Here is a 26,600-nt window from a genome sequence, read left to right on the forward strand (position 1 = left end):
GGTTTTAAGAATCTGATCGGTATCGCCGTCAAAGAGAGCAAGGAGGGGTGATCCCTTGATGAAAGAAACGGCGGCAGAACGGGTGATCCCCAGGGGAACCACATGGCAAGGGCTCCTTTTTCTGGCCTTGCTGACCGGCCTCGGCTATGTTTTTTTCGGCAAAGGGGCGGCCTTGGGCATGGTGGTCGGCATGGCGGTCGGCCTCGCCAACTTCAAGGCTCTTGTTTTCATCATCATGCGTTTCTTCAGGCCGGCGCCGCTGCACAAGATTTTCTACGGGCTGATGGGCGTGCTGAAATTTTTGATTTTGGTCTTGGTTTTTTTTGGTCTGATCTATTATAAACTTTTTAATGTCTATGGCATCGTGGCCGGCTTTTCCGCCGCCCTGCTCATGGTCCTGGCTGAAGGGATGATCCTGGCAGGCCGATCCGCTGGCAATTCGGTTATGTCAAAGGTTTTGTGAAAAAAGGATGGAAGATAAAACCACTGGGTGCACAGAGAAGAGCCTTGGTCGCCACCAAGGCACAAAGGCATTAAAAGAAACTATTCAGCCACGAATGGGCACAAATAAATAACTGCTGTTTCTTTGTGCAGATTCGTGTTCATTCGTGGCAAAAAGGTTTTTTGTTTTCTCTGTGTTCTGTGGTCAGATTTCGGCAATTCACAGAGGAGAAGCGACATGCATGAACCGCCGATGTTTTTAAGCTTCCTGGGATACGAGTATCTGGCCGTGGGGTACGCCGCGGTCACCGTTCTGCTCCTGATCCTCATGGGAAAAATCGCAACCTCGAATCTGGCCCTTGTCCCCGCCGGTGTGCAGAACTTCTTTGAGGTGGTTCTTGAGACCATCATGAACTTCATGGCGGGAGTCATGGGGGAAAAGAACGCCAGACGGTTCTTCCCCATGATTGCGACCTTCAGCCTCTTCATCTTCACCTGCAACATGATGGGGATCTTCCCCGGCATGTATTCGGCCACTTCGAATCTGAACATCACCGTGGCCTGCGCCGTGATTGTCTTTATCTCGGTTCATTTCTTCGGCGTCAAGGAGCATGGTTTCAAGTATCTCCTGCATTTTATGGGGCCGGTGATCTGGCTTGCGCCCCTCATGCTTCCCATAGAGATCATCGGGCACCTGGCCAGACCGGTTTCCCACAGCCTGAGATTGTTCGGGAATATCATGGGAGAGGATACGCTTCTCATTATCCTGGCCGGGCTGGTCCCGCTTCTGGTCCCGCTTCCGATCATGGTTCTGATGATCTTTACCAGTTTTGTGCAGACCTTTGTCTTTGTGCTCCTGGCGATCCTTTATATTCAGGGGTCCGTGGAGCACGCAGAGGAACACTGATGGATTTTACCCCAAGGCGCCCCATCCTTCCCCGGACTGGCTCCTCGAACCGGGGCGGGCAAAACGGGGTGTAACGGGGCTTGCTCCCGGGATGTTCCGGGATCTACTCTTGCGGTTCACGGCCGGATGACCGTGCCTTCCGCAGCCGCTTTCCGGGGACGGAAAAACGGGGCTCTCTTGGAGGTGGGGTGGGATAGGATACCTTCTGAGGGCGGCGGGACGGACCTTCGGATCATCGAGCCTGGACGGCAAATTGAGAAGGGAGGTAGAATACCATGAAGAAGATCCTGTCAAGATTGTTTATTTTTGCAGCCGCACTTCTAAGCGCGGTTCCTGCATTTGCCATGGAAGAAGCGGCGGCAGGCGGCGGGGCTGAGAAGGGGACCATTGCCATGGCCACGGCCATCACCATTGCCGTGGCGGCCTTCGGCGGAGCGCTCGGTCAGGGGTTTGCCGTGAACGGCGCCATGCAGGGGATCGCAAGGAATCCCGGCGCATCCGGAAAGATCATGACCAACATGATCATCGGTCTTGCGATGATCGAGTCCCTGGTCATCTACGGTCTGGTCATTGCTTTCATGCTGCTCGGTAAGATGGGTTAATTTTATCGCGGTGTCAGCCCGGCGGGACACGTGAGGTGTCCCGCCTTTCTTCTGAAAAGGATTTACAGAATGGCCAAGGTTCGAAAAATTCTTGTCGCCGTCGACTTCAGTGAAAACTCCAAGAACTGCCTCAAATATGCCTTCGAGTTTTTCAAAGGCTGCGGGATTGAGATGCATGTGGTCCATGTGGTGTACGAGCCTCTCCCTGCAGGGTCCTATATTCCTCATCCTTCGGTCAATCAGATGGAGAAATCTTCTGTGGAATATGCGACCGAAGAACTTACAAAATTCATGCCCAGAAGGATCATGAACAGCGGCGAGGAGATCCATCCGGTCGTGCTGGAAGGGGAGCCTTACTCCACATTGATCGAGTATGCCGAGAAGAACCAACTGGAACTCATCGTCATGGGCAGCCGGGGAGCGAGCGGACTGGAGAGGATGCTTCTGGGAAGCGTGACCGACAAGGTTATCCGCAAGTCGCCGATACCCGTGCTGGTGGTCAAGAACTGACGGAGTTCCGATCTCTTTTCACACCTTTCCGTTTTTCATGTAATATCATCGTTGAGCGAGGATGGGTATGACGGGAAAGATTCGAGTCCGGTTTGCCCCGAGTCCCACAGGTTATCTGCACATCGGAGGGGTGAGGACCGCCCTGTTCAATTATCTTTTTGCCCGGAAGCACGGCGGCTCGTTTGTTCTCCGCATCGAGGATACGGACGTGGAGCGGTCCACCGAGGCCTCCATCCAGGCGATTCTCGACGGCATGGGCTGGCTCGGCCTGGACTATGACGAGGGGCCGGTCCTCCAGAGCCGGCGGATGTCTCTGTACCAGGAACACGTGGAGAGACTGATCGCCGAAGGCATGGCCTACCCCTGCACCTGCTTACCCGAAGAGCTGGAGGAGCGCCGCAGGCAGGCATTGAAGGAGGGGAGGACGCCCAAGTACGACGGCCGATGCCGTGAAGGGACTGGGAACGTTCTCGGGAGGAAAGCGGTCATCCGCTTCAAGACGCCGCTTTCCGGAACCACCGAAGTGGCGGACATGATCCACGGGGTCATCACCTTCGAGAACAGCCAGCTCGACGATCTGATCATCCGCCGCTCGGACGGCACACCCACATACAATTTCTGCGTGGTCGTGGACGACGCCCTCATGGGAATGACCCATATCATCCGGGGTGATGATCACCTGAATAACACGCCGAGGCAGATCCTCATGTACCAGGCGCTGGGGTATGATGTCCCCAAGTTCGCCCACGTCCCCATGATCCTCGGCTCGGACAAGACCCGGCTCTCCAAACGCCACGGCGCCACATCCATCATGGCCTACAAGGAAATGGGCTACCTTCCCGAAGCCATGATCAATTACCTGGCACGGCTGGGATGGGGTTCCGGCGACCAGGAGATTTTTTCCAGGGAGGAACTGATCGAGAAGTTCTCGCTTGATGGGATCGGCAAGTCGCCGGCGGTTTTCAATCCTGAAAAACTCCTCTGGCTCAACCACCATTATATCAAGACCGGAGACCCGGAACGCCTGGCCTCCATCCTCAATGGGATCCTCGTACAAAAGGGTATTCTCACTGAACCCTATCCCTCAGAGAAGATGGGCTATCTTGCCGAGGTGGTCAAGTGCCAGCAGGAGAAACGCAAGACCCTGGTCGAGATGGCCGAGCTTTCCACTTACTTCTTCGAACGCGAGATTGTTATGGATGAAAAGGCAGGGAAAAAATACCTGACTCCGGAAAACCTTCCTCTCCTGGAGGATCTCATGTCGAGATTTGCCGCCCTCGATGACTTTTCCGTGGAGAAGATTCAGGCGATCTTTGAGCAGGTCATGGCCGAAAAGGAGACCGGACTCGGTAAGATCGCACAACCTGTGCGCGTGGCCCTGACCGGAGGAACGGTCAGCCCCGGTATCTTTGAACTGGTCTCCATCCTCGGCAAGGAATCCGTTCTAAAACGGATGAAAAAGGCAGTGGAATATATCAGGAACCGGCCGACGATCTGATCCCTTTCTCCTTGACAGAAAATAACGATTTTGTTACTTTTATGAGCGACATTCGGGTGTCGTCCAATGGTAGGACAGCAGACTCTGGATCTGCCTATCGAGGTTCGAATCCTTGCACCCGAGCCATAGGGTCCCATCGTCTAACGGTTAGGACGTCGGCCTCTCACGCCGGTAATACGGGTTCGAATCCCGTTGGGATCACCATCTCCCTCACCATTTGTCCCTCCCTCCAATTTGTTTCTACGATTCGAAAGTGTGCTTTTTGGGATTCGGTCATGAGCGGAAGGGGTCATCCATCTCCGTTCGCCGAGCCCGAGCAGGGCTCTTGCTCCCGGCTGCATGGTCGAATCCCGTTGGGATCACCACTTTAAAGTTGACAATTGTACTGTTGAAATGTACTATTGAACAGTTCATTCAAGGAGGTGATTCACATGATCACGGTTAAAGAGGATACGGCTCTCATAGGGATTGCGGAGTTGAGGAACAAGGCTTCCGATGTTCTGAGTATAATAAAAAAACACCGTGTTATTCTGACCAAACGGAATAAACCCTTGGGTGTTATCATCGATTACGATGAATACAAAGAAATGCAACGGATCATTGATGAAGTAGAGGATCTTGCCTTGGGATCCATAGCCAAAGACCGTCTGGAGAGAAAAGGAAAAAAATACGTCAGCCTGGATGAGACGGAGAAAAAGGTGGGGCTCAGGTAATGTACACCGTCCTGATCGATGAGCTTGTCCTCAAAGAAGACTTCAGAAAGATCGACAAACCTGACCAGCAGAGAATCATCAAGACCATCAGGAAAAAGCTGACGAGTGAACCTGAAATCTTCGGCTCGCCCTTGCGAGCCGACCTTAAAGGGTTATGGAAGCTGAGAGTGGGACCCTATAGAGTCATTTATGAGATAAAGAAAAAAGAGGTTCTGGTCTACGTCATCAAGGTTGGATTCAGACGGGACGAGGAAGTGTATAAAGAAATTTTAAAACGTTTCAAATAAGGTTATGTCAAATTTCTTTTACAAAGAAACCTATTTCTGCTACACTCGTTTTGTCGCTTAATAACATCGTTCGATATTGAATAGACAAACTGGATAGGGTATAAAGACTGCATGAATAAGCACAATATTTTTATAGCGGATTCTCGTTCGATGTCGGAAGTTCCGGATGAGTCCGTCCATCTCGTCATTACGTCGCCGCCTTACTGGCAACTCAAGGATTACGAGAGTGTCCAGCAGATCGGCTTTCATGATACCTACGAAGAATACATAAACAACCTGAACCTCGTATGGAAAGAATGCCACCGTGTCCTGCACGGCGGTTGCCGTCTGTGCATCAATATCGGTGATCAGTTCGCCAGATCTGTATATTATGGCCGCTATAAAGTCATCCCCATCAGAACCGAGATCATTAAATTCTGTGAATTCATCGGTTTCGATTATATGGGGGCCATTATCTGGCAGAAGGTGACGACCTGTAACACGACGGGCGGGGCTACGATTATGGGGTCGTACCCCTATCCACGAAATGGAATTATCAAGATTGATTACGAATTTATCCTGCTCTTCAAAAAACCCGGCAGCCCCCCGCCGGTCGACAAGGCGGCGAAAGAGCAGTCCAAGCTGTCTGTAGAAGAATGGAACGAATACTTCGCCGGACACTGGAATTTTCCCGGGGAGAAACAGGATAAGCATCTGGCCATGTTTCCAGAAGAGCTTCCCCGGCGGTTGATCAGGATGTTCAGCTTTGTCGGGGAAACGGTTCTTGACCCATTCCTGGGAAGCGGCACGACCTCCCTGGCGGCAAAGCGTCTTCAAAGGCACTCGATCGGATACGAGATCAATGAGTCATTTTTACCGGTGATCAGAAAAAAAATCGGGGTTGAGCAGGCCGATATTTTCAGTCAGACCGTTGTAGAAGTCGTTAAACCGGCACGAGAGACCATCGACCGCCGGCAGGAAATACAAAAAATGCCTTATATATTTCACGATCCTGTCCGATTCGACAAGAAGATCGATCCCAGGAAGATGACCTTCGGTTCAAAAATCGAAGCCAACGGAAACGGTAAAGGGCAGTATCTACATTTGAAGCGCGTGATCGCCCCCAACATGATGGAACTCAATAACGACATGATCGTCAGGTTGATCGGCATTGGAACAAAGGCAGGCAAGGAGCCGGAAGCCATGAAATGGCTTTGGGACAAATTAAAGGGGCAGAGCGTTTACCTGAAATTCGACCAGGCAAAATATGATGAAAACAGCCGGCTGCTCTCTTATCTGTATCTGAAAAATAATACCTTTATCAATCTTCATTTACTTCGCTCAAATCTGGTCCAATTAGACGAGACATTCCCATTCAGACACCATGACAAGTTCAAAGCGATCCTTAGAGAAGAAATCCGACCATGAAGAAACTCAAGATGAGAAATGATCAGAGCATGGGTCAAAGACTTGGTTATCGTGAAAACATTTGTCGGCTTGAAATTTCAGGAGGCGATTCTGAAACGTGTCGCCGCACATACGGGAAAATCCTATAGGACATCCGATCCTGAAGAAGAGGCGAGGGGGATCGATGGCTATATCGGCGATCATCCCGTCAGCATCAAACCACAGACTTATGAATCGAAGCAGATGTTACCGGAAAGCATCGGGGTACAAATCATCTACTATGAAAAAGTCAAGAACGGAATTAATATCTTTTTTGACGAATTGTAATATCATCGCTTTTTTTCTTTCCCTGTCTTTTGGATTCTGGCCCATTCATCACGTAATGTTACCGTCCGGTTGAAGACGAGCCGGTCCTGAGTGGAGTCTCGATCCACGCAGAAGTAACCCAGTCTTTCAAACTGGTAACGGCTTCCTGGTGCTGCACCCGCGAGGCCGGGTTCCAGCCTGCACGATGTCACCGTCTCCATGGATTTCGGATTCAGAAAGGCCTTGAAGTCGGGTGTGTCCTTATCCCCCTCGGGATCGGCTTTGGTGAAGAGATGATCGTAGAGGCGGACTTGGGCCTGGATCGAGTGGGCGTCAGAGACCCAGTGCAGGGTGGACTTGACCTTGCGGCCGTCCGGGGAGTCGCCGCCCCGTGTGGCCGGGTCATAGGTGCAGTGGAGTTCCACCACCTCGCCGGCCTGGTTTTTTACGGCGCTGACGCATTTTATGAAATACGCGTACCTCAGCCTGACCTCCCGGCCCGGGCAAAGGCGGTAGAACTGTTTGGGCGGGTCCTCCATGAAATCCTCCTGTTCGATGTAGAGGATTCGTGAAAAGGGGACCTTCCGTGTCCCCATGCCGGGATCTTCGGGATTGTTGACGGCCTCCAGTTCCTCCATACGGCCTTCAGGATAGTTGTCGATGACCACGCAGAGGGGCCGAAGCACGGCCATGACGCGGGGGACCCGCTTATTCAGGTCTTCACGCAGGCAGTGTTCAAGGAGTGCAATATCAACCATGCTCTCCCTTTTGGCCACGCCGATGCGTTCACAGAAGCTGCGGATGGCCTCGGGCGTGTATCCCCGCCTGCGAAGCCCGGAGATGGTGGGCATCCGGGGATCGTCCCAGCCGGAGACATGCCCCTCCTGAACCAGTTGCAGGAGCTTCCGTTTGCTCATGACCGTATGGCCGAGGTTGAGGCGGGCGAACTCGATCTGCCGGGGATGATGGATTTCCAACTGATCAAGAAACCAATTATAGAGCGGCCGGTGATCCTCAAATTCCAGCGTGCAGATGGAGTGGGTGATCCCTTCGATGGAATCCGACTGCCCGTGGGCAAAGTCGTACATGGGATAAATGCACCATTTCTCGCCGGTTCGGTGATGCGAGGCGTGAAGGACCCGGTACAGGACCGGGTCCCGCATATTCAGATTCGGGGAGGCCATGTCGATCTTTGCCCGGAGCACACGGGAGCCGTCTCCGAATTCGCCGGCGCGCATCCGTTCAAAGAGGTCCAGGTTCTCTTCAATAGAACGGTTCCGGAAGGGGCTCTCCCTGCCCGGCTCGGTTGGGGTGCCGCGGTATTCGCGGATTTCATCCGCGCTCAGGTCATCCACATAGGCCTTGCCCTTCTTGATCAACTGAACGGCAAATTCATAAAGTTTCTCGAAATAGTCGGATGCATAGTAGAGCCTGCCGTCCCAGTCGAACCCGAGCCAGCGGACGTCCTCCTGGATTGATTCCACGTACTCGACTTCCTCTTTGGCCGGATTGGTATCATCGAACCGAAGGTTGCAGAGGCCTCCGAATTCCCCGGCGATGCCGAAATTGAGACAAATGGATTTGGCATGTCCGATATGGAGATAGCCGTTAGGTTCCGGCGGGAACCGGGTCTGCACCCGCCCTTGGTTCTTGCCGTCTTTTATATCTTCGGAAATGGTCGTCCGTATAAAATCAGATGGCGGTGTCTTGCCATGCATGCCCATATTCAAGTGTATGTCCTCAATAATGACGGTTTCGTAATAAGTCCTCAAATAGGACGGCAAAGAAAAAAGGCCCAGATGCAAGGCGCGCAAGTCCTGAGGAATCAGCGCGTACATAGACGTACGCTGCAATGACCTCTCTGCGTGCCCGCCTGAGCGAGGACCTGCCTGCCACGCTGTGGCGCAGGCATGGCGCTCGCAGTCAGGCGGTCACGCACAGGCAGGCGAAGGACGCAGCGCAACGCCGCAGATGGACTTTTTACGAAGCCGTCAATAACTCATCAATCGAGAATATGGGGTGATAATCGTAGTTACGGAGGGATTCTCTGCCGCCCATATTCCTGTCCACGATTGAAATAACCATTGCAATCTTCAGTCCGGCCTCTTTCAGCCGTTCTATGGCCGTCAGCACGGATTTCCCTGTGGAGACGACGTCTTCAACGACGACGATTCTCCCCCCTTTTTCAATGATCCCCTCTATGTATTTTTGAGTCCCATGCTTCTTGGCTTCTTTTCTCACACTGACGACGGGGATATTCTTCCTTTGTTGATAGAAGGCATAGTGACTGACACTGAAGGCAATGGGAATGGCCCCGTACATGAGGCCGCCGATATAGTCTATATGCTTGTCCCCGATCATGCCGTAGATCAGTTCGCCGATCAAAGAGCCGGTTTCGGGGGTGTTGATGACCTGCTTGGCATCAATATAATAAGCGCTCTCGCCTCCATGCGCAAGGGTGAACCTGCCGATTTGCAGGGCTTTCTTTTGTATGATCTCTTTGAGTTGTTGTCTTGCATCCATGTCCGCCTCTTTTGGGCCTGCATCTTATATCAAAAAAATCTTTTTGACAAATCTTTTTGACAATCGGAATAAAAGAAAAAAAGATGTTCACCGGCCCGTTTATGCCCATAATTTTACTTGCAATGGCATTTCGGGTTTGCTATAGTGCACGCGAGAAGAAGGAAAGCTTACTAACCGGGTAGAGAGCAGATACTTATCGCGTCGTTCATACCTGCCGTGTAAATTTCACTGCAAGCGCTTTTGTATGGGTCCCGCCTGAGTCTCTGCCTATCCCAAATGAGGAGAGAAGAGTTATGTCAATGAAACTGTATGTGGGAAATCTTTCTTATGAGATGAGCGAGTCCCAACTGAGTGATCTTTTTACCCCCTTCGGCGCCATTGAAAGCGCAAAGATCATCACCGACAAATATACGGGGAACTCCAAAGGTTTCGGATTTGTCGAGATGTCGAGCCGCGAGGAAGGCGAGAAGGCCATCAGCGAGTTGAACGGCAAACAGATCAATAATCGCGCGATCACGGTTAATGAAGCCCGTCCCAAACCGGAGAGGGGCAGTTCCGGCGGCAGGGGCGGCGGCGGAGGCGGAGGCAGAGGGAGATACTAAGTCCTTCGATTCATATCGGTATCGATTTTTAAGAAAATCCTCAACAAGAAAGGCATCCTATGCCATTGTGGGAATGGCATGAATGTTGGGGGTTTGTCTTGTTTTTTATGAAAAGAGGACAAAACATATCCACATCATCAGGTACAGCGCCATCCTTACAGAATAGGTGATTTTTGACTATTTTTTCTTGCAATCAAGAATCCTCTATGCTAAATTTTATAATTTAAAATTTGCTGATTCAGTGGTCCTGTTCATAAATATGGTAACGTACCGACTTGTACTCGGTTTACCGGTAGAGGGTCATAGGGCGGTCTCATCTCCGCGCGCGACTGAGGCGTACCCCCTCCCCTGTGGTACGTCGCAAGGAGCGGAACTTTGATCCGACCGCCCTATGACCCTCGAATGCGACCGTATTTACGAATAGGGCCACTAATCTATAAAACTCTCCAGAAGATAAGCGAAGCAGAAAAAAACTGCTGATTTCTTCTGGATATCACACACATATCCGGATCCAGGGGGGTGGTGCGCATCGGGCGTTTCCCCGGGAGATGAAGGATATGGAGGAAAAAACCATTATAAGGAGAAACGGTTATGCCGATTGTCACCATGAAAGAGCTTTTGGAGGCCGGGGTCCATTTCGGGCACCAGACCAACCGATGGAATCCGAAGATGAAGAAGTTCATCTTCGGCGAACGGAACGGGATCTATATCCTGGATCTTCAGAAAACCTTGCGCAATATCAAGGAGATTCATAACACGGTCAAACAGATCATATCCGATGGAAAACATATCCTGTTTGTGGGGACCAAAAAACAGGCTCAAGACGCCATCTATGAGGAGGCCGTACGGTGCGGGATGTTTTACGTGCATCAGCGCTGGCTCGGCGGGACATTGACCAATTTCAAGACCATCAGAAACAGTATTTCAAAGTTGAAGAATATCGAAAAGATGAAGGAGGACGGGACCTTTGAGAAATTCAGCAAGAAAGAGTCCCTGATGATAGAGAAAGACCGGCTCAAATTGGAAAAGTATCTGGGGGGCATCAAGGATATGACCAGTCTTCCCGGCGCCCTTTTTATCGTAGATCCCAAGAAGGAGAAAATCGCCGTTCATGAAGCCCGGATCATGGGAATTCCCATCATCGCCATCGTGGATACGAACTGCGATCCGGACGAGATCGATTATTGTATCCCCGGAAACGATGACGCCATCCGTTCCGTCCGCCTCGTGACATCCAAAATCGCCAATGCGGTATTGGAGGCCAAGGAGAGAAGGGCGCCTGATATTGAAGAAGCGATGATGGCTGCGGCGGCCGGAAGCGAGGCGCCGGATCAAACCCTTCAGACAGAATCCTCTCAGGCGCCTGCACAGGAATCATGAAATCAAACAGATCCGCCGGCAGAAGGGAGGCGGGAGGTATGGAATCGTAAGGAGGAAAAGTATGGGCGGTATTTCAGCCGATCAGGTCAAAGAGTTGAGGAGCCGGACCGGCGCGGGGATCATGGACTGCAAAAAGGCTCTTGCGGAGTCCAACGGGGAACTGGAGGGAGCCATTGATTATCTCAGGAAGAAGGGACTTTCGGCAGCGGCGAAACGTTCCGGCCGGACCACAGCCGAGGGGCTGGTCAGTTCGTACATCCATGCCGGAGGAAAGATCGGGGTGCTGGTTGAAGTGAATTGTGAAACCGATTTCGTAGCCCGCAATGAAGAATTCCAAACCATGGTCAAGGATATTGCCATGCATATCGCCGCCGCACGGCCGCTCTTCATCCAGAGGGAGGAAGTTCCTCAGGATTTCCTCGACCGGGAGCGCGGCATCTTTAGGGAACAGGCCATCGGATCCGGCAAGCCGGAAAAGATTGTGGACAAGATCGTCGAAGGGCGCCTGGACAAATATTACGGAGAGGTCTGCCTGATGGAGCAGCCCTTTGTCAAGGATACGGACATCACGATCAAGGACCTGATCACCCGGAACATTGCAAAGATCGGGGAAAATATCCAGATCCGCCGCTTTGCCCGGTATGAGCTGGGTGAAGGGATAGAGAAGAGTTAATCTCCGTTACACGCCTGCAAGGAAGGATGATATCCAAGAATGGCCGGCCTGAAATTCAAAAGGATCCTGCTGAAACTGAGCGGAGAGGCCCTGATGGGGAAAAGGGAATATGGGATCGATCCCGATACCATGCTGGCCATCGCCCAGGAAATTCGTGAAGTTCAGGATCTTCATGTGGAGATGGCCATTGTGATCGGAGGCGGGAACATCTTCCGAGGGATCTCGGCCATGGCCCAGGGCATGGACCGGGCCACAGGTGATTACATGGGGATGCTCGCCACCATGCTGAACGCCCTCGCCCTTCAAAGCATGCTGGAGAAACAGGGGGTGATGACCCGTGTGCTTTCTGCGCTGGAGATGAAGGAACTGGCCGAACCCTATATCCGAAGACGGGCCACGCGGCATCTGGAGAAAGGGCGGGTGGTGATCTTCGGCGGCGGGACGGGCAATCCTTATTTTACCACGGATACGGCTGCGGCCCTGCGGGCCATGGAGATCAACGCCGAAGTGATTCTCAAGGCCACCAAGGTGGACGGCGTCTATACCGACGACCCCATGATTGACAAGGATGCGAAACTGATCAAGGAGCTGACCTACATAGAGGTCTTGCAGAAGAAGCTCAAGGTCATGGACTCCACGGCTATTTCTTTGTGTATGGACAACAAACTTCCGATTATTGTCTTCAACATGATGCAGCATGGGAATATCAGGAGGGCCGTCCTGGGGGAAAAGATCGGGACCATTGTTCGAGGAGGGTAACCATGAACGAAGATACCAAAGCCTGTGCCCAAGAGAAGATGGATAAGGCTATTACCGCTTTGAAGAATGAGTTTGCCCGGGTGCGGACCGGCAGGGCCTCGACAGCGCTGCTCGACCACATCATGGTGGATTATTATGGGACCCCCACACGGCTGAATCAATTGGCGACCCTTTCCGTGCCTGAAAGCCGGATGATCACGATTCAGCCCTGGGATGCCACCGCGCTGAAGTCCATCGAGAAAGCCATTCTCAAGTCGGACCTGGGGTTGACGCCTTCGAATGATGGAAAGATCATCCGGATGACCATTCCCGAACTGACCGAAGAGCGCAGGCGTGAGATCGTGAAAATCATCAAGCATGTGACCGAGGAGTGCCGGATTTCCATCCGTCAGATCAGGAAGGAAGCAAACGACCAGCTCAAAAAGATGGAGAAGGAAAAGGCGATTACCGAGGACGAACACCGCCGGATCCAGGATGAGATCCAGAAGATGACCGACAAGACGATCCAGCAGGCTGATCAAATCTTAGAGAAGAAGGAAGCGGAAGTCATGCAGATATAAGGTATCTTGGGGTCAAGGGTTATAGTGTTTTTCTCTAAAGATTTTGTTTGCGTTTCAGTATTTCAATTGAATCCTTGAACCCTGGAACCCTTTCAGCCCGCTAAAGGTCTCGGAAGACCATCATGAACAGAGAGGTTTCCACCATCGGGGAAAAGAGCCGCGCCGAAGACTTCGATCTTTTGCAGCAGATCGATCTTTCCGCCGTTCCGAAACACGTCGCCATCATCATGGACGGCAACGGCCGCTGGGCCCGTGCCCGCTCCGTCCCCAGGATAGAGGGGCATCGTGCAGGGGTGAAGGCCGTGGACGAGGTGGTCACCTGTGCGCGGGAGATCGGCATCAAGGTGCTCACCCTTTACGCCTTCTCCATGGAGAACTGGCAGCGGCCCAAGGAAGAGATCAGGGCCTTGATGTATCTTCTCAAGGAATACATCTTAAGGAAGATCTCCGTGATGAAGGCTAACCATATCCGGTTCATGACCATCGGCCGGATTCAGGAACTGCCCAAGGACGTCCAGCCGCTCCTGAAGCGGGCTGAGGAAGAGACCCGGGAGAACCATGGACTGATCTTGAACCTGGCCTTGAGCTACGGAGGGAGGGCGGAGATCGTTGATGCCATCCGGTCCATCCTGCAGGATTTTTCCGAAAACAGGATCCGAATCGACCAGGTGGACGAAGCCCTTGTCGCTTCCCGCCTATACACCGCCGGCCTGCCGGACCCGGATATCATGATCCGGACCAGCGGGGAACAGCGTATCAGTAATTTCTTATCCTGGCAGTCGGTTTACACCGAACTCTATTTTACCCCTATCTGGTGGCCGGACTTCAGACGCAGGGCATTCCTCGAGGCCATGATTGATTTCCAAAGAAGGGAGAGACGTTTCGGCCTGACCGGTGAGCAGGTAAAAACGATTAAGGGGAAGGAAGATGCCTTCTAAACGGGTGCTTACCGCCCTGGTCGGTCTCCCGCTCTTTATCCTTCTGATCTTCCGCGGGTCTCCATCTCTTTTTTTCTTCTCAGTTCTGATCGTCGCCTTACAGGGGCAGAATGAATTCTACCATCTCCTGGAGAGCGGGGAAGTGCGGCTGCAGAAATTTCTCGGCCTGCTCATGGGAGCGCTTCTGCTGATCGGTTTTTACACCGAGGACGGCCGGCTCGTTGCGGCGTCCATCTCCCTGTTCCTGATCCTGATCCTGGTGTTCAGGACCTTGTCCATGCGTGACGTGGCCCAGGCCGCCAAGGAAATCGGGGTGACCTTCTTCGGCTTATTTTATGTCTCTTATTTTCTCGGATACCTGATCCTGATCCGCGGCCAGGAACACGGCCGAGCATGGATCTTCTTTCTGTTCCTTGTGATATGGGCCGGAGATACCGGCGCCTACTATCTCGGGCGCCGTTTCGGTAAACACAAGCTGTTTTTGAAGATCAGTCCCAAGAAGACCTGGGAGGGCGCGGTTGGAGGACTTGCCTGCAGCCTGGCGGCGTCTGCGGTTGGGCAGTATTTTCTCTTTCCGGCGAATGATCTCAATCATATGGTCCTCTTGGGCGGCGGGCTGGGACTCATCGGGCAAATCGGGGACCTGGCCGAGTCTCTCCTTAAAAGGTCATCCGGGTTCAAGGATTCCGGTTCTGTTTTTCCCGGACACGGGGGTATCCTGGACCGTTTTGACAGTATCCTCCTTGCATCTCCGGTTCTTTATTACGCGGTATGGTTCGGGGTTTATGATTGAGGTTCTCATCGTCTATTCTATTTCGAGACGATGAACAGCAGGGGCCCTATGGGATCGAATGCCAAACAAAGGGTTGTGATCCTCGGCGCCACGGGCTCGGTCGGCGTGAACACGCTGAGGGTGATCGAGCAGTTTCCGGAACGATTTGAGGTTCTCGGACTCACCGCCTATCGAAATGTGAAGCTTCTTGCCGAGCAGGTGAGACGGTTCAACCCGAGGCGGGTCTCAGTGGGGACTCAAGAGGATGCGGAAGATCTTGCCGCCTCTCTAATGATGCCGTCCGTGCGGATCGGTTACGGCGTGGAGGACCTGGTAGAGATTGCCGCCCTCAAGGGGGCCGACCTGGTGGTCTCTTCGATTGTAGGGGCGGCCGGGCTGGTCCCGACGCTCACCGCCATACGGGCGGGGAAGAGGATTGCGCTGGCCAACAAAGAGACCCTGGTCATAGCAGGGCGTCTGGTGATGGAGGAGGCGGCAAGGCACGGCTCCGAGATCATCCCTGTGGACAGCGAGCACAGCGCGATCTTTCAGTGCCTGGCCGGTGAGGATAAAGAGAAAGTTCGGCGTCTGATCCTCACGGCCTCCGGAGGGCCCTTCCACGGTTTTTCCCCGCAAGACATGGACCGGGTCACGCCCGAGGATGCCCTCCGGCACCCGAAATGGGACATGGGGCGGAAGATCAGTATCGATTCGGCATCGCTCATGAACAAAGGCCTGGAGGTCATCGAGGCCCGATGGCTTTTTGATATCCCGGTGGACCGTATAGAGGTTCTGGTGCATCCCCAGAGCATCGTCCATTCCATGGTGGAGTTTGTCGATGGCTCGGTCCTGGCACAGATGGGGAATCCGGACATGCGTCTCCCGATCTCCTATGCCCTGGGTTATCCGGACCGGCTTCCGACCGGGCTTATGCCCCTTGATCTCGTGCGCAACGGGCCGCTCACCTTCATGCCGCCCGATCAGGAAAAGTTCCCCTGTCTCAGCCTCGCCTATGAGGCGATCCGGGCCGGCGGGCTCATGCCCGCCGTTCTGAACGCCGCGAATGAGGTTGCCGTGGAGGCGTTCCTGAGTCGGAAACTTGATTTTTCGGAGATCGCCGAGATCATACGAGAGACCATGATGACTCTGAATGTTGAGAATTATACCACGATTGAAGACGTGCTCCGGACGGATTTGAAGGCCAGGAAGGCGGCCAGGGAGGTGATTTCAAAACGAAAAAAAAGCGCTAAAGAATCCTGACCATTTTCCGATAAGGCGCTTGAAATCCTGTATCAGGAGGAACCCTATGCTTTTCGGAGAGTTTTTAATCAAAAGGGGAGTGGCCACAGAGGAGCAGATCGTCAAGGCGCTTGACGAGCAGAAGAAGATCAGGCTTCCGCTCGGCACCGTGGCCGTTACGAATCATTTTCTCAGCATCAAGGATGTGTATGCGGTTCTGAACAGACAGGTCGAAGACCCTGAAAAAAAGTTCGGAGAGATTGCCTTGGAACTGGGGCTCCTGACCGAGCAAGAGCTTGATAAGATTATTGAACTTCAGTATGAGAAGAACCCCAATATCGGAGAGATCCTGGTCAGGCGCGGTGTTCTAAACAAAGAGCGTCTATTTGAAGAGTTGAATGCCTTTGTCAGGATCAAGGGAGCGGTTCTCTCGGAGTAAGTTCCGATCATTACAGACGATTTTCCATCCCCTCCTTATGCAGTTTAAGTCTTGAGCCTAAGAGGTCCTATTCGTAAATACGGTGGCATTCGAGCCTGCCTGTGCCATGGCAGACAGGTGCCGTAGGGCGGGCTCATCGGCGTTCCGCTCCTTGCGGTGTACCAGAGGGGTACGCCTCAGTCGCGCGCCTTGATGCGTCCGCCCTACGACCCTCTCGGTACGTCACCCTGTTTACGAACAGGACCACTAAGTGGCCCGTTTAAGACCCGGCCTCTCTCTGACGCGTTCACCCCGTAAGACGTTTGTTTTCTGATATTGCGTTTGTTTTCATCCTTTATTTGTGTTAAGTTATATCAAATCAGCGCTCTTTTCAGGCATGGAAAGACTTTGCCAGTAATGAGAATTTTTTAAGGATCGGATATGTCATCTTATGCAGCCGTCATGTTGTTGGATTTTTCATTTTTAAGGGCTTTTGGCGCAGAGCATCCCACCCTGCTCAGTATATTTGCCTTTATCGTGGTCCTGGGCGTTCTGATCTTCGTTCACGAACTGGGGCATTTCATCCTGGCCAAATATTTCGGGGTAGGGGTGGAGAAGTTCTCACTCGGATTCGGACCCAGGATCTTCGGCAAGAGTTATGGGGGGACCGAATATTTGATCTCCGCCGTTCCCCTCGGCGGGTATGTAAAAATGATCGGAGAAGATCCCAAGGAGCCCTTGCCCCCCGAAGACCAGAAGCGCTCCTTTAACAACCAGCACGTGATGAAACGTTTCCTGATCGTAGCCGCAGGGCCTGCATTCAACCTCCTTTTTGCAGTCATCGTCTTTCTGGGGATGTTCATGATCGGTTACCCTTCGGACGACACCACGATCGGATGGGTCGAGAGGAACTCAGCCGCATGGGAGGCCGGCCTCCGGTCCGGAGACCGGGTCCTGGCCGTGAACGGAGAGCAGATCCGACTGTGGGAGGATCTTTCCAAACGGATCAGGGAGAGCAAGGCCCAGGCGCTTTCCCTTGAGGCCGTCAGGGACAGCGGCGGATTCAAGGTTGTGGTTCAGCCTGAAATCACGGAAGGGAAAAATCTGTTCGGCGAAGACGAGAAACGTCCCTACATCGGCATACAGCACCAGACTCTCGGCCCGGTTGTGGGCCTGCTGTCCCCTCTCTCCCCGGCCGGGAGGGCCGGTTTCAAGACAGGGGATCTCATTTTGAGCGTGAATGGGGAGGAGGTCGAGAGTATCCCTCTCCTTGAAAAGATCATTATGCGCCATCTTGGGAATCGTATGCAGTTCGAGGTCGAGCAGGACGGCAAAAAGATTCCGATGAGCGTCGTCCTGACGCAGCCCGAGATCGAATCGCTTCAGAAGGGGGGAGAGTACCAGGTCTTGGAGAGATTCGGCCTGGCCTATGCGGAACTGTTCGTCCGGCAGGTGACCTCAGGTTCCCCGGCAGAGAAAGCCGGGATCAAGGCCGGTGATCTCATCAACGGAATAGACGGCAGACCGGTTTACACTTTTGCAGAACTTCAGGAGAAGATCAGCAGGAAGCCCGGCATCCCCATGAGGTTGAAGATAGTCAGAGCAGGCGTGAGCTTGATGCTCACGGTCACTCCGAATGCGGTAACCGAGAAGGATGCTCTGGGGAACAAGGTCTCCGTAGGGAAGATCGGGATATTAAGCGCCCATTATCCGAAGCCCGGCCCCACCATTCTGGTGCGATACAATCCATTCACAGCGCTTGAGAAGTCGCTGGCCATGACCGGAGAGTTCATCGTCCTGATCCTGATCAGCCTGGTCAAACTGATCCAGCAGGTCATTCCCGTTGAGACCATGGGCGGGCCCATCATGATCGCCCAGCTTGCGGGCCAGCAGATCCAGTACGGGGTTCTGGAACTCTTCAAGTTCATGGCGCTGATCAGCATCAATCTGGGAATCCTGAACCTTCTTCCCATTCCGATTCTGGACGGGGGGCATATTCTCTTTTTCGCCATTGAAGGGGTTCTTGGACACCCGCTCAGTATGAAGAAGCGGGAGATTGCCCAGCAAGTCGGCCTTTTTCTTCTGGTTTTTCTCATCCTCTTTGTAACGTACAATGACATTATGAGATTATTCGGTTAGTCAGTCTTGATGAACTCGTAAAAAGTTCATCAGTGAGACGGCACAGTAAAAAGCTCCGGATGCAAGGCGCGCGAGTCCTGAGGAATGAGGCGTACTGAGAGGTACGCTGCAATGACGAAGGATGAAGCGCAACACAGCAGGCGGACTTTTTACGAAGCCGTCAGTCTTGCCGGGGTGACACGGGCGACTATGGAAATCAAGAGAAGAAAGACCCGTCAGATCCGCGTCGGGAATATCCTGATCGGGGGAGGCGCCCCGGTTACGGTCCAGTCCATGTGCAGTACCGATACACGGGATGCCGGGGCCACCGCGGCACAGATCATCCGGCTCCAGGATGCAGGGTGCGACCTGGTCAGGGTCGCGGTTCCGGACCAGGATGCAGCCAGGGCCCTGTCAAAGATCAAAGAGAAGATCAGTATCCCGCTGATTGCAGATATCCATTTCGACTACCGCCTCGCCCTTGAATCTGTCGAGCGAGGTGCGGACGCCTTGCGGATCAACCCCGGTAACATCGGTAAACCCGAGAGGGTTGAGGCCGTGGTCAGGGCGGCTATGAGCCGGGGGATCCCCATCCGGATCGGGGTCAATGCCGGGTCCCTGGAACCTGAGTTATGGGAGAAATACGGCGGCCCCACGCCGGAGGCCATGGTGGAGAGCGCCCTCCATCATATCCGATTCTTTGAGAGTCTGGATTTCAGAGAGATCAAGATCTCACTTAAGGCCTCGGACGTGAAGAGGACCGTGGAGGCCTACCGCCTGATGGCTGATCTGACCGACTATCCGCTCCATATCGGGATCACGGAAGCGGGGACCCTTGTCCCCGGCGCCGTCAAGTCTTCGGTGGGGCTGGGGATCCTTCTATCCCAGGGCATCGGGGATACCCTCAGGGTCTCTTTGACCGAAGACCCGGTGCAGGAGGTCAGAGTCGGTATGGAGATCCTCAAGTCCCTAAGACTCAGGGAGGCGGGGCCGGTCATGATCTCCTGCCCCACCTGCGGGAGGTGTGAGATCGACCTTATCGGTCTGGCCCATGATGTGGAAGAAAGACTCTCCCGTCTGAAGACCCCGCTCGATGTCGCCGTCATGGGATGCGTGGTCAACGGCCCCGGCGAGGCCAGGGAGGCCGACTTCGGCATTGCCGGCGGCAAAGGCGTGGGACTGATCTTCCGCAAGGGGAAGATCGTTCGCAAGGTCAGAGAGGAAGACCTTGCGGATGCGCTCATGGAAGAGATCCGGAAGACAATAGGCAGTGGGCAGTAGGCAGGTCTCCCCTTGCCGGTGTCTTTTATATTTTTCAGTTTTTCCCTGTATGCTATCTACTGACTACTGTCTACTTGGGTTGAGTTCTCCATGCGCGACAGCGATATTGATGCGGTGATCCGCATTCTCAAACAGGAGGTCCGCAAATGGAAGGAGCCTATTGTGAGCAGGGTGGCCGAACAGAGCCGGGACCCTTTTCAGATCCTGATCTCCTGCATCCTTTCGCTCCGGACACAGGACGGGACCACGGCCGCCGCATCGGAGAGGCTTTTTCGCGTTGCGAAGACACCCGAGGCGCTTTTGAGGCTCACTGTAAAAAAGATCGAGCGGCTGATCTATCCGGTGGGTTTCTACCGGGTCAAGGCCGGGAACATCAGGACGATCTCAAAGAGATTGATCGAGTTCTATGATTCAAAAGTCCCGAATGAGATTGATGAACTCCTGAAACTTCCGGGTGTGGGAAGGAAGACCGCCAACCTGGTGGTGACCATCGGATACAACAAGTACGGCATCTGTGTGGACACACATGTGCACCGGATCACGAACCGGTGGGGATACGTCAAGACAGGATCACCGGAGAAGACGGAATTCGCCCTCCGGGAGAAACTTCCCAGGAAACACTGGAAGATCATCAATGATCTGCTGGTGACCTACGGGCAGAACCTCTGCCGGCCCATGAGGCCGCATTGCGGGGAATGCCGGATCTTCCGGTATTGTGACAGGGTGGGTGTGGAAGGATAAGGAAAGATTAAATATCGAAAATTTAAGATCATCTCCAAAATAGTGAGTGAGAACATCAGGGGTCAAGGGGTCAAGGATTCCAGGGGTCAAGTGAAGTGCTAAAAACATAAGGGGCCGAGGGTCCTAGGGGTCAAGGGTTCCAGTATTTTTCTCTGGAGATTTTGCTTGAGTTTCAATATTTCACTTGAACCCTTGGCCCCTGGAATCCTCGAACCCTTTTTACCTGTATTTTTTCTTACGGGATGTACATATATGGAAGATTTTTACGCGGATCCCCAAGTCAAACAATATCTCTCCAAGGTCAACGAGGACATTGGGCGGGGAAGGATGAGTCCGGAGACCTTCAGAGAAGACTTTTCCTTTCATCAGGCCCTGATCCAGAGGGCCGAGCTTGATCTGCAGAAAGAGGTGTTGAGTCTGGAGATCGAGTGCAAGGACTGGCTCAAGGAGAACACCGGCGCCGCCAACCCCTATCTCGCCCACAGGCTGAACTTTCATGATGTGGTGCAGATCTACTACAAGAATCGGGAGCCGAGGGTCGAGCCGAGGATCTTCGATCTCCAGGCGCTGACCATCTCCGATTTTCTGATCGAGGCCAAAGACCTGTACGCGAACCGGGTTCCGGCCGGACGCAAGCCGATTCTTCTGGATATCCAGATGCCGCTCGAGGATTCGGAGATGATCATCCTCTGTTCCGAATTCGAGGTCTATGCGGGGGACCGCATGGTCATCGTGGGGCCGTAGCCGCACACTTAGGCATTCCAGCCGCCTTTACACTGACTCGCCGCTGTGTTATTATAAAATAGGTTCTTCTCCAAAAGAGTGGGTGAAAACAAAAGGGGCCAAGGGGTCAAGGGTTCCAGGGGTCAAGTGAAGTACTAAAAACATAAGAGGCCGGGGAATCCAGTGTTTTTCTCTGGAGATTTTGTTTGCATTTCACTATTCCACTTGAACCCTCGAAACCTTGAACCCTTGAACCCTTGAACCCTTGAACCCTTGAACTTTTATGTCTCTATGGAGATTAGCCCCATAAGAGAGGTTCATCCATGCTGAAGGCTGATTTTCATATACACACCGATTCAGACCCCCTGGATCGTATCCGTTACTCCAACGAGGAGATCATCAACCTTGCGTCGGGAAAAGGGTATGATGTCCTTTCCATTACGAATCATGGGGTGATCACATTCGACGAGGAACTCAAGGAGTATGCCTGGAGCCGGGGTATTCTCCTCATGCCCGGCGTGGAACTGACGGTGGAAGGCAAGCATGTCATCCTGATCAACGCTCGGCCTGAACACCAGTCCATCCGTAATTTTCATGACCTGCGGGAAGTCAGATCCGAGGACCTCCTGATCATCGCCCCGCACCCCTTCTTCCCGAAACCATACTGCCTCAACGGAAGTTTTGAGCGGAATCAGGAGATCTTCGACGCCGTGGAGTTCTCCCATTTTTACCATCCCCTGATTAATTTCAACAAAAAGGCGGTGCAGGTCTGCAGCGTCAAGGGGATTCCCCTGATCGGTTCTTCGGACACCCACCTCATCCGCCAGTTCAACACGACCTGGACCCTGGTTGATGCGGTCAAAGAGCCTCTCTCCGTGGTCCGTGCCGTCCGCTCCGGCAGGGTCGAACTCGTGACCCATCCCTTGAGTCTCCTTGAACTGGCCATCGTGGGTTTCCATATCTCCCGGATCAGTTGATTCCTGTTGCAATCCAGCCCCGTTTCTGTTAAATAATGATGAAATTTATAAATGAAGAATAAATGCCCTATATACACTAAGGTTATCCCATCACCCTCCCCTCTCCCCCTTTGAAGGGGGAGAGGATAAAGGTGAGGGGGTTCGAGAAACATAGTTTGATTCCTGATTTCTAAAGGTCTATCCTATGCGCTGCTCCCAGCTTCTGATCCCGACGCTCAAGGAGGACCCGGCCGAGGCCGAGGTCGTGAGCCACAAATTCATGCTACGTGCCGGGATGATCCGGAAACTCGCGGCAGGCATCTACACCTACCTTCCCCTGGGCTACCGGGTCATCCGCAAGGTGGAGAATATCATCCGTGAAGAGATGGACCGAGCCGGCGCCCAGGAACTTCTGATGCCCGCGGTCCAGCCCGCGGCCCTCTGGCAGGAGAGCGGCCGCTGGGAGCATTACGGGAGAGAACTCCTGCGCTTCAAGGACCGCAAGGATACCGAATTCTGCATCGGCCCCACGCACGAAGAGATCATCACCGATCTGGTGAGGATGAATGTCCGATCCTACCGGGAACTCCCGCTCAATCTCTATCAGATCCAGACCAAGTTCAGGGACGAGATCCGCCCTCGGTTCGGGCTCATGCGCGGCCGGGAGTTCATCATGAAGGACGCCTACAGTTTCGACCGGGACGAGGCCGGGGTTGATGAGAGCTACCAGAAGATGTACAAGGCCTACTGCCGGATCTTCGAACGCTGCGGCCTTGAATTCCGGGCCGTGGAGGCCGACACCGGCGCCATCGGAGGGAGCTTCTCCCACGAGTTCATGGTCATGGCCGACACGGGCGAGGACACCATCGCCTGCTGCGACACCTGTGGTTATGCGGCCAACATCGAACGGGCCGAGATTCGGGAGGCTCCGGCGCCGGCATCCCGGGAACCCGAATCGGCGCTGGATCCGGTTGCGACACCCGGCAGGAAGAGTGTGAAAGAGGTTGCCTCGTTCCTGCACACCGCTCCTGAACGCCTGATCAAGACCCTGATCGTCATGGATGGGAAAGGCCATGCGGCGGCGGCCCTGGTTCGGGGCGATCATGATCTCAATGAGATCAAGCTCAAGAACCATCTCGGATGGACCTCCATTCAAATGGCCGATGAGGAGACGGTCCGCAAGGTGACCGGCGGGCCGTCCGGATTTTCCGGCCCCGTGGGCCTGAAAGGGATCTCCGTGGTTGCTGATCCGGCCGTGAAGTCCATGAGCAACGCCGTAGCGGGCGCCAACCGCCAGGACATGCACCTTTGCAATGTGAACGTCCCAAGGGACTTCAGCCCGGAGATATTCAAAGACATCCGTATCGCTAAGGATGGCGACGGCTGCTTCCGTTGCAGCGGGACGCTCCATCTCAGCCGGGGGATCGAGGTGGGACATGTCTTCAAGCTGGGGACCAAGTACAGCGAGGCCATGGGCGCGACCTTCCTCGACGAAGACGGCAAAAGCAAACCCATGATCATGGGCTGCTACGGCATCGGCGTGGGAAGGACCGCTGCCGCGGCCATCGAGCAGAACCACGACCAGAACGGCATCTGCTGGCCCCTCCCCATCGCCCCCTTCTCCGTCCTGGTGCTTCCTCTGAACGTCAAGTCCGAAGAGGTGAAAAGAGCGGCCGAGAAGATCTATGAAGAGCTGAACCTGGAAGGGATCGATACCCTGCTTGACGACCGGAACGAGCGTGCGGGATTGAAATTCAAAGACGCAGACCTGATCGGCATTCCCTTGAGAGTCGTGATCGGCGACAAAGGGTTGAAGGACGGGATCGTGGAGATCAAGGAGAGAAAATCCGGAGAGGTCACAAAGGTCTCGCTGGCGAGTGCAACAGAGAGCATCCTGCAGATGATTCGGAAATAGATGTTGTGAATAGCGCACGCTTCTGCTATACTACGAACCATGATTCCACAGGTTTCGCACGACTACAAAGAGGAGACCCTCGAAGCCAAGGCGATCTGGTTTCAGTCCTTGCATCTGTCCGAAAGGATGGATCTCCTCTGCTTCTTTACTGACCTGGCCCTGACCATCAATCCAAGACTGGCGGATATCAAGGATGCTCAACAGACTGGGCGACGTATTCAAGTCCTTTCAAAACCATAATGTGAAATACGTGGTGATCGGCGGCATTGCCTCCGTGCTCCACGGCGTTCCAAGGGCCACCTTTGATCTGGACATACTTATCGAGGCGACTCCGCAGAACGTTCAAAGCCTCCTTGATGCGCTGACCCATGCAGGCTTTGGAACCGCGAGCCTGACGAGTGTCCAGGAAATCCTTGCCAATGAAATCACCATATTCAAAGACCGCGTCCGCATCGATGTGCAGACATCTACACCGGGTCTTGACTTCAAAACAGCGTGGGACAAACGCGTCACCATGAACTACAGTGGCCAAGAGTTCTACGTACTTTCCAAGGAAGATTTGATTTCATCCAAGCGCGCCGCAGGTCGAAAGGTTGACCTGGAGGATGTGAGACTTCTCGAACTTCCAAATTCCGATGAGAGCCGTTAATTTCCTTCATGAAGGGGGCGGGGGGGCCGGACCACGGTATAATGACCATTATTATTTATAGAATGGTTTTTTCAGGAGTATGGCATGAAAGATTTACAAGAGATTCTTCCGGTAACCAGGGTGAAGAAAGAGCTGCTTGAGATCATCAAGAGAATGGAGAGATTTGATGAGGCGGTGGCGATCACCAGGAATGGCGTTCCCGTTAGTGTAATGATGTGTTTTGATCGATACGAGGGTTTGATGGAGACCATAGAAATTCTCTCTGATCCGGCTACAATGAAGGCGCTGAAAAAATCAGTACAGGATTTCAATGAGAAGAGGACGATCAGTCATAAGGAGGCCTGGGAGGATTGAGCCCATACCGTTTGACCTATTCACAAGTCTGCCGAAGCCTGATTAAAAAGTTACATTCCAAGATCAAGCCTGCCCTGAAGAATGAAATTGAAAGATTGTCCGCCACACCTTTTCTCGGGAAACCTTTGATTGAAGAATTTGAAGGGTTTCATTCGCTTCCGTACAGACGCTATCGGATCATCTACAGAGTGAATAATCAAGAAAAGGTGGTCGAGATTCACTTTGTCGGGCATAGGAAGGACTTCTACGAAGACTTCCGAAAATTATTGAAGGGAGGTTTCAAGTAAAAGAGTGAGGAGGGTCATTTCCGGACGCGTTTCCATACGATTTTGGAAATACTTGTGTGGAAATACTTGTTGACATGATATGTTCGATCGAATACAATGTAATACATAAATATCAGGAGGTATTCCATGACTACAGCAATATCCGTCAGACTAACGAAGTCCCTTGCAGAGCAACTCGACAACATCGCCAAGGAAACAGAGCGGCCGCGTTCCTTTATTATCCAGAAAGCATTAGAGTCCTACATCGAAGATTACGCGGATCTCCAGGTGGCCCTCGACCGTCTTCATGATAAAACCGATCCTATCATCACGGGCAAGGAACTGAGGAAGTCTCTTGGCTTATAATGTTGTTTACAAGAAATCGGTACACCGTGATTTAAAGAAAGTATCCCGGTCCGGAGCAGGACACATACTCTCCAAGATTGAAACCGAACTTTCAAAAAAAGCGGACAAGTATCCGGTTTTGAAGGGACAATTTGCGGGTCTTCGAAAGTATCGTATCGGAGACTACAGGGTGATCTACGCAATCGTTGGCCAAGACGTTCTTATTCTCAGAATCGGCCATCGGAGAGACGTGTATAAAAAAGAAATCTGAGAATTATCAAGACTCCATATCCGTATTTTCAAATAGCCCGGCCCCCCTCTTCATTATCTTCGAAACTTTCAAAAAGACCGCAGAAACCAGAATCCCCGAACAGAAGAGGAACTTCCAGGAAATTCCGCTCTTCACCATGAACGATCCGAAGAGGACCAGGGGGATCAGCAGGATCCTGACTATGCCCCCAAGCAGCTGACTATCTGCAATGCGCTCGGCCAAGGGAGGGCTGTACTGATAGTATAAACGGACAAAGGCCCGTCCCGGCGAGTTGGTCATGAGGCAGCGGTCACGGAACTCCTGCAGGGTGCGGACATGCCTTTCCAAAGGGGATCCGAAGGCGGCCGTGGCGATGAAGCAGTTCCCGCCGCCTTTGCCGTCGCTGGCGGAGCCTGAGATGGTGATGGTCTCCGAGGTTCCAAAGAACCCCCGGGCATCGGTCGCTGTTACCGTGGCTGTTCCTTTCC

General features: G+C 53.2%; 31 protein-coding genes, 2 tRNA genes and 1 pseudogene. 31 read left to right on the forward strand and 3 right to left on the reverse strand.

Annotation, left to right across the window (positions count from 1 at the left end):
- The first annotated feature begins 58 nt into the window (after window positions 1-58).
- From AUK29_08825 to AUK29_08875, 11 genes are all read left to right on the forward strand, one after another.
- Complete coding sequence (locus tag AUK29_08825) at window positions 59-463, forward strand: hypothetical protein (GenBank protein OIP62195.1); 405 nt, start codon at window positions 59-61, stop codon at window positions 461-463.
- Window positions 464-679: 216 nt separating this feature from the next.
- Entirely contained in the window at window positions 680-1,348 is a 669-nt protein-coding gene (locus AUK29_08830) for an ATP synthase F0 subunit A (protein OIP62196.1), read from the forward strand.
- A 275-nt stretch (window positions 1,349-1,623) separates the two neighbouring features.
- Window positions 1,624-1,950 (forward strand): hypothetical protein, encoded by a 327-nt coding sequence (locus AUK29_08835; protein OIP62197.1) that lies wholly within the window; start codon window positions 1,624-1,626, stop codon window positions 1,948-1,950.
- Window positions 1,951-2,019: 69 nt separating this feature from the next.
- Window positions 2,020-2,460: a hypothetical protein gene (locus AUK29_08840; GenBank protein ID OIP62198.1), complete on the forward strand. Its 441-nt coding sequence runs from the start codon at window positions 2,020-2,022 to the stop codon at window positions 2,458-2,460.
- 67 nt (window positions 2,461-2,527) lie between these two features.
- The gene (locus AUK29_08845; protein OIP62199.1) at window positions 2,528-3,958 is read left to right on the forward strand and encodes a glutamate--tRNA ligase; all 1,431 of its coding nucleotides are present in this window, start codon (window positions 2,528-2,530) and stop codon (window positions 3,956-3,958) included.
- A 52-nt stretch (window positions 3,959-4,010) separates the two neighbouring features.
- Window positions 4,011-4,084, forward strand: a tRNA-Gln gene (locus tag AUK29_08850).
- 3 nt (window positions 4,085-4,087) lie between these two features.
- A tRNA-Glu gene (locus AUK29_08855) sits at window positions 4,088-4,162 on the forward strand.
- A 227-nt stretch (window positions 4,163-4,389) separates the two neighbouring features.
- A complete protein-coding gene (locus AUK29_08860; protein ID OIP62200.1) occupies window positions 4,390-4,671 on the forward strand; it encodes a hypothetical protein in 282 nt (93 codons plus the stop codon).
- Window positions 4,671-4,958 carry a hypothetical protein gene (locus AUK29_08865; GenBank protein ID OIP62201.1) on the forward strand — a complete coding sequence of 96 codons (288 nt, stop codon included), beginning with the start codon at window positions 4,671-4,673 and terminating at the stop codon, window positions 4,956-4,958. The genes AUK29_08860 and AUK29_08865 overlap by 1 nt, the downstream gene beginning before the upstream one ends.
- 150 nt (window positions 4,959-5,108) lie before the next feature.
- Window positions 5,109-6,365 carry a DNA methylase N-4 gene (locus tag AUK29_08870; protein OIP62202.1) on the forward strand — a complete coding sequence of 419 codons (1,257 nt, stop codon included), beginning with the start codon at window positions 5,109-5,111 and terminating at the stop codon, window positions 6,363-6,365.
- 18 nt (window positions 6,366-6,383) lie between these two features.
- On the forward strand, window positions 6,384-6,671 hold the full coding sequence (locus tag AUK29_08875; protein ID OIP62203.1) for a hypothetical protein: 288 nt from the start codon (window positions 6,384-6,386) through the stop codon (window positions 6,669-6,671).
- A 2-nt stretch (window positions 6,672-6,673) separates the two neighbouring features.
- On the opposite strand, the gene AUK29_08880 is transcribed toward AUK29_08875, so the two are convergent.
- On the reverse strand, window positions 6,674-8,368 hold the full coding sequence (locus tag AUK29_08880; protein OIP62224.1) for a glutamine--tRNA ligase: 1,695 nt from the start codon (window positions 8,366-8,368) through the stop codon (window positions 6,674-6,676).
- 262 nt (window positions 8,369-8,630) lie between these two features.
- Entirely contained in the window at window positions 8,631-9,173 is a 543-nt protein-coding gene (locus tag AUK29_08885; protein ID OIP62204.1) for an orotate phosphoribosyltransferase, read from the reverse strand.
- A gap of 293 nt (window positions 9,174-9,466) precedes the next feature.
- On the opposite strand from AUK29_08885, the gene AUK29_08890 reads away from it, so the two are divergent.
- From AUK29_08890 to AUK29_08985, 20 genes are all read left to right on the forward strand, one after another.
- Entirely contained in the window at window positions 9,467-9,775 is a 309-nt protein-coding gene (locus AUK29_08890; protein OIP62205.1) for an RNA-binding protein, read from the forward strand.
- Window positions 9,776-10,366: 591 nt separating this feature from the next.
- The gene (locus tag AUK29_08895) at window positions 10,367-11,155 is read left to right on the forward strand and encodes a 30S ribosomal protein S2 (protein ID OIP62206.1); all 789 of its coding nucleotides are present in this window, start codon (window positions 10,367-10,369) and stop codon (window positions 11,153-11,155) included.
- Window positions 11,156-11,216: 61 nt separating this feature from the next.
- The gene (gene tsf, locus AUK29_08900) at window positions 11,217-11,828 is read left to right on the forward strand and encodes an elongation factor Ts (protein ID OIP62207.1); all 612 of its coding nucleotides are present in this window, start codon (window positions 11,217-11,219) and stop codon (window positions 11,826-11,828) included.
- 39 nt (window positions 11,829-11,867) lie between these two features.
- Window positions 11,868-12,587, forward strand: coding sequence for a UMP kinase (locus AUK29_08905; GenBank protein OIP62208.1), 720 nt, complete (start codon window positions 11,868-11,870; stop codon window positions 12,585-12,587).
- A gap of 2 nt (window positions 12,588-12,589) precedes the next feature.
- On the forward strand, window positions 12,590-13,147 hold the full coding sequence (locus AUK29_08910) for a ribosome recycling factor (protein OIP62209.1): 558 nt from the start codon (window positions 12,590-12,592) through the stop codon (window positions 13,145-13,147).
- 122 nt (window positions 13,148-13,269) lie between these two features.
- The gene (locus AUK29_08915; protein OIP62210.1) at window positions 13,270-14,085 is read left to right on the forward strand and encodes a di-trans,poly-cis-decaprenylcistransferase; all 816 of its coding nucleotides are present in this window, start codon (window positions 13,270-13,272) and stop codon (window positions 14,083-14,085) included.
- A complete protein-coding gene (locus AUK29_08920) occupies window positions 14,075-14,878 on the forward strand; it encodes a hypothetical protein (GenBank protein OIP62211.1) in 804 nt (267 codons plus the stop codon). Before AUK29_08915 ends, AUK29_08920 begins: the two co-directional genes overlap by 11 nt.
- A gap of 48 nt (window positions 14,879-14,926) precedes the next feature.
- Entirely contained in the window at window positions 14,927-16,117 is a 1,191-nt protein-coding gene (locus tag AUK29_08925) for a 1-deoxy-D-xylulose-5-phosphate reductoisomerase (GenBank protein OIP62212.1), read from the forward strand.
- Between the two features lie 46 nt (window positions 16,118-16,163).
- Window positions 16,164-16,535 carry a hypothetical protein gene (locus tag AUK29_08930; GenBank protein OIP62213.1) on the forward strand — a complete coding sequence of 124 codons (372 nt, stop codon included), beginning with the start codon at window positions 16,164-16,166 and terminating at the stop codon, window positions 16,533-16,535.
- Window positions 16,536-16,955: 420 nt separating this feature from the next.
- On the forward strand, window positions 16,956-18,653 hold the full coding sequence (locus tag AUK29_08935; GenBank protein OIP62214.1) for a hypothetical protein: 1,698 nt from the start codon (window positions 16,956-16,958) through the stop codon (window positions 18,651-18,653).
- Between the two features lie 189 nt (window positions 18,654-18,842).
- Entirely contained in the window at window positions 18,843-19,913 is a 1,071-nt protein-coding gene (locus AUK29_08940; GenBank protein ID OIP62225.1) for a 4-hydroxy-3-methylbut-2-en-1-yl diphosphate synthase, read from the forward strand.
- Between the two features lie 90 nt (window positions 19,914-20,003).
- Window positions 20,004-20,654 (forward strand): endonuclease III, encoded by a 651-nt coding sequence (locus AUK29_08945; GenBank protein OIP62215.1) that lies wholly within the window; start codon window positions 20,004-20,006, stop codon window positions 20,652-20,654.
- Window positions 20,655-20,906: 252 nt separating this feature from the next.
- On the forward strand, window positions 20,907-21,398 hold the full coding sequence (locus AUK29_08950; protein OIP62216.1) for a hypothetical protein: 492 nt from the start codon (window positions 20,907-20,909) through the stop codon (window positions 21,396-21,398).
- A gap of 302 nt (window positions 21,399-21,700) precedes the next feature.
- Window positions 21,701-22,354 (forward strand): hypothetical protein, encoded by a 654-nt coding sequence (locus AUK29_08955; GenBank protein OIP62217.1) that lies wholly within the window; start codon window positions 21,701-21,703, stop codon window positions 22,352-22,354.
- 184 nt (window positions 22,355-22,538) lie between these two features.
- Complete coding sequence (locus AUK29_08960) at window positions 22,539-24,248, forward strand: proline--tRNA ligase (protein OIP62218.1); 1,710 nt, start codon at window positions 22,539-22,541, stop codon at window positions 24,246-24,248.
- A 193-nt stretch (window positions 24,249-24,441) separates the two neighbouring features.
- Window positions 24,442-24,897: a hypothetical protein gene (locus tag AUK29_08965; GenBank protein OIP62219.1), complete on the forward strand. Its 456-nt coding sequence runs from the start codon at window positions 24,442-24,444 to the stop codon at window positions 24,895-24,897.
- An 84-nt stretch (window positions 24,898-24,981) separates the two neighbouring features.
- Window positions 24,982-25,251 carry a hypothetical protein gene (locus AUK29_08970; GenBank protein OIP62220.1) on the forward strand — a complete coding sequence of 90 codons (270 nt, stop codon included), beginning with the start codon at window positions 24,982-24,984 and terminating at the stop codon, window positions 25,249-25,251.
- Window positions 25,239-25,538 (forward strand): hypothetical protein, encoded by a 300-nt coding sequence (locus AUK29_08975; protein ID OIP62221.1) that lies wholly within the window; start codon window positions 25,239-25,241, stop codon window positions 25,536-25,538. The genes AUK29_08970 and AUK29_08975 overlap by 13 nt, the downstream gene beginning before the upstream one ends.
- Before the next feature lie 126 nt (window positions 25,539-25,664).
- Window positions 25,665-25,883, forward strand: coding sequence for a DNA-binding protein (locus AUK29_08980; GenBank protein ID OIP62222.1), 219 nt, complete (start codon window positions 25,665-25,667; stop codon window positions 25,881-25,883).
- The gene (locus AUK29_08985) at window positions 25,873-26,133 is read left to right on the forward strand and encodes an addiction module toxin RelE (protein ID OIP62223.1); all 261 of its coding nucleotides are present in this window, start codon (window positions 25,873-25,875) and stop codon (window positions 26,131-26,133) included. Before AUK29_08980 ends, AUK29_08985 begins: the two co-directional genes overlap by 11 nt.
- Window positions 26,134-26,139: 6 nt before the next feature.
- On the opposite strand, the pseudogene AUK29_08990 reads toward AUK29_08985, so the two are convergent.
- Window positions 26,140-26,600: pseudogene (locus tag AUK29_08990) on the reverse strand (hypothetical protein).

The organism is Nitrospirae bacterium CG2_30_53_67 (assembly GCA_001873285.1).
In the GTDB taxonomy this organism is placed as follows: domain Bacteria; phylum CG2-30-53-67; class CG2-30-53-67; order CG2-30-53-67; family CG2-30-53-67; genus CG2-30-53-67.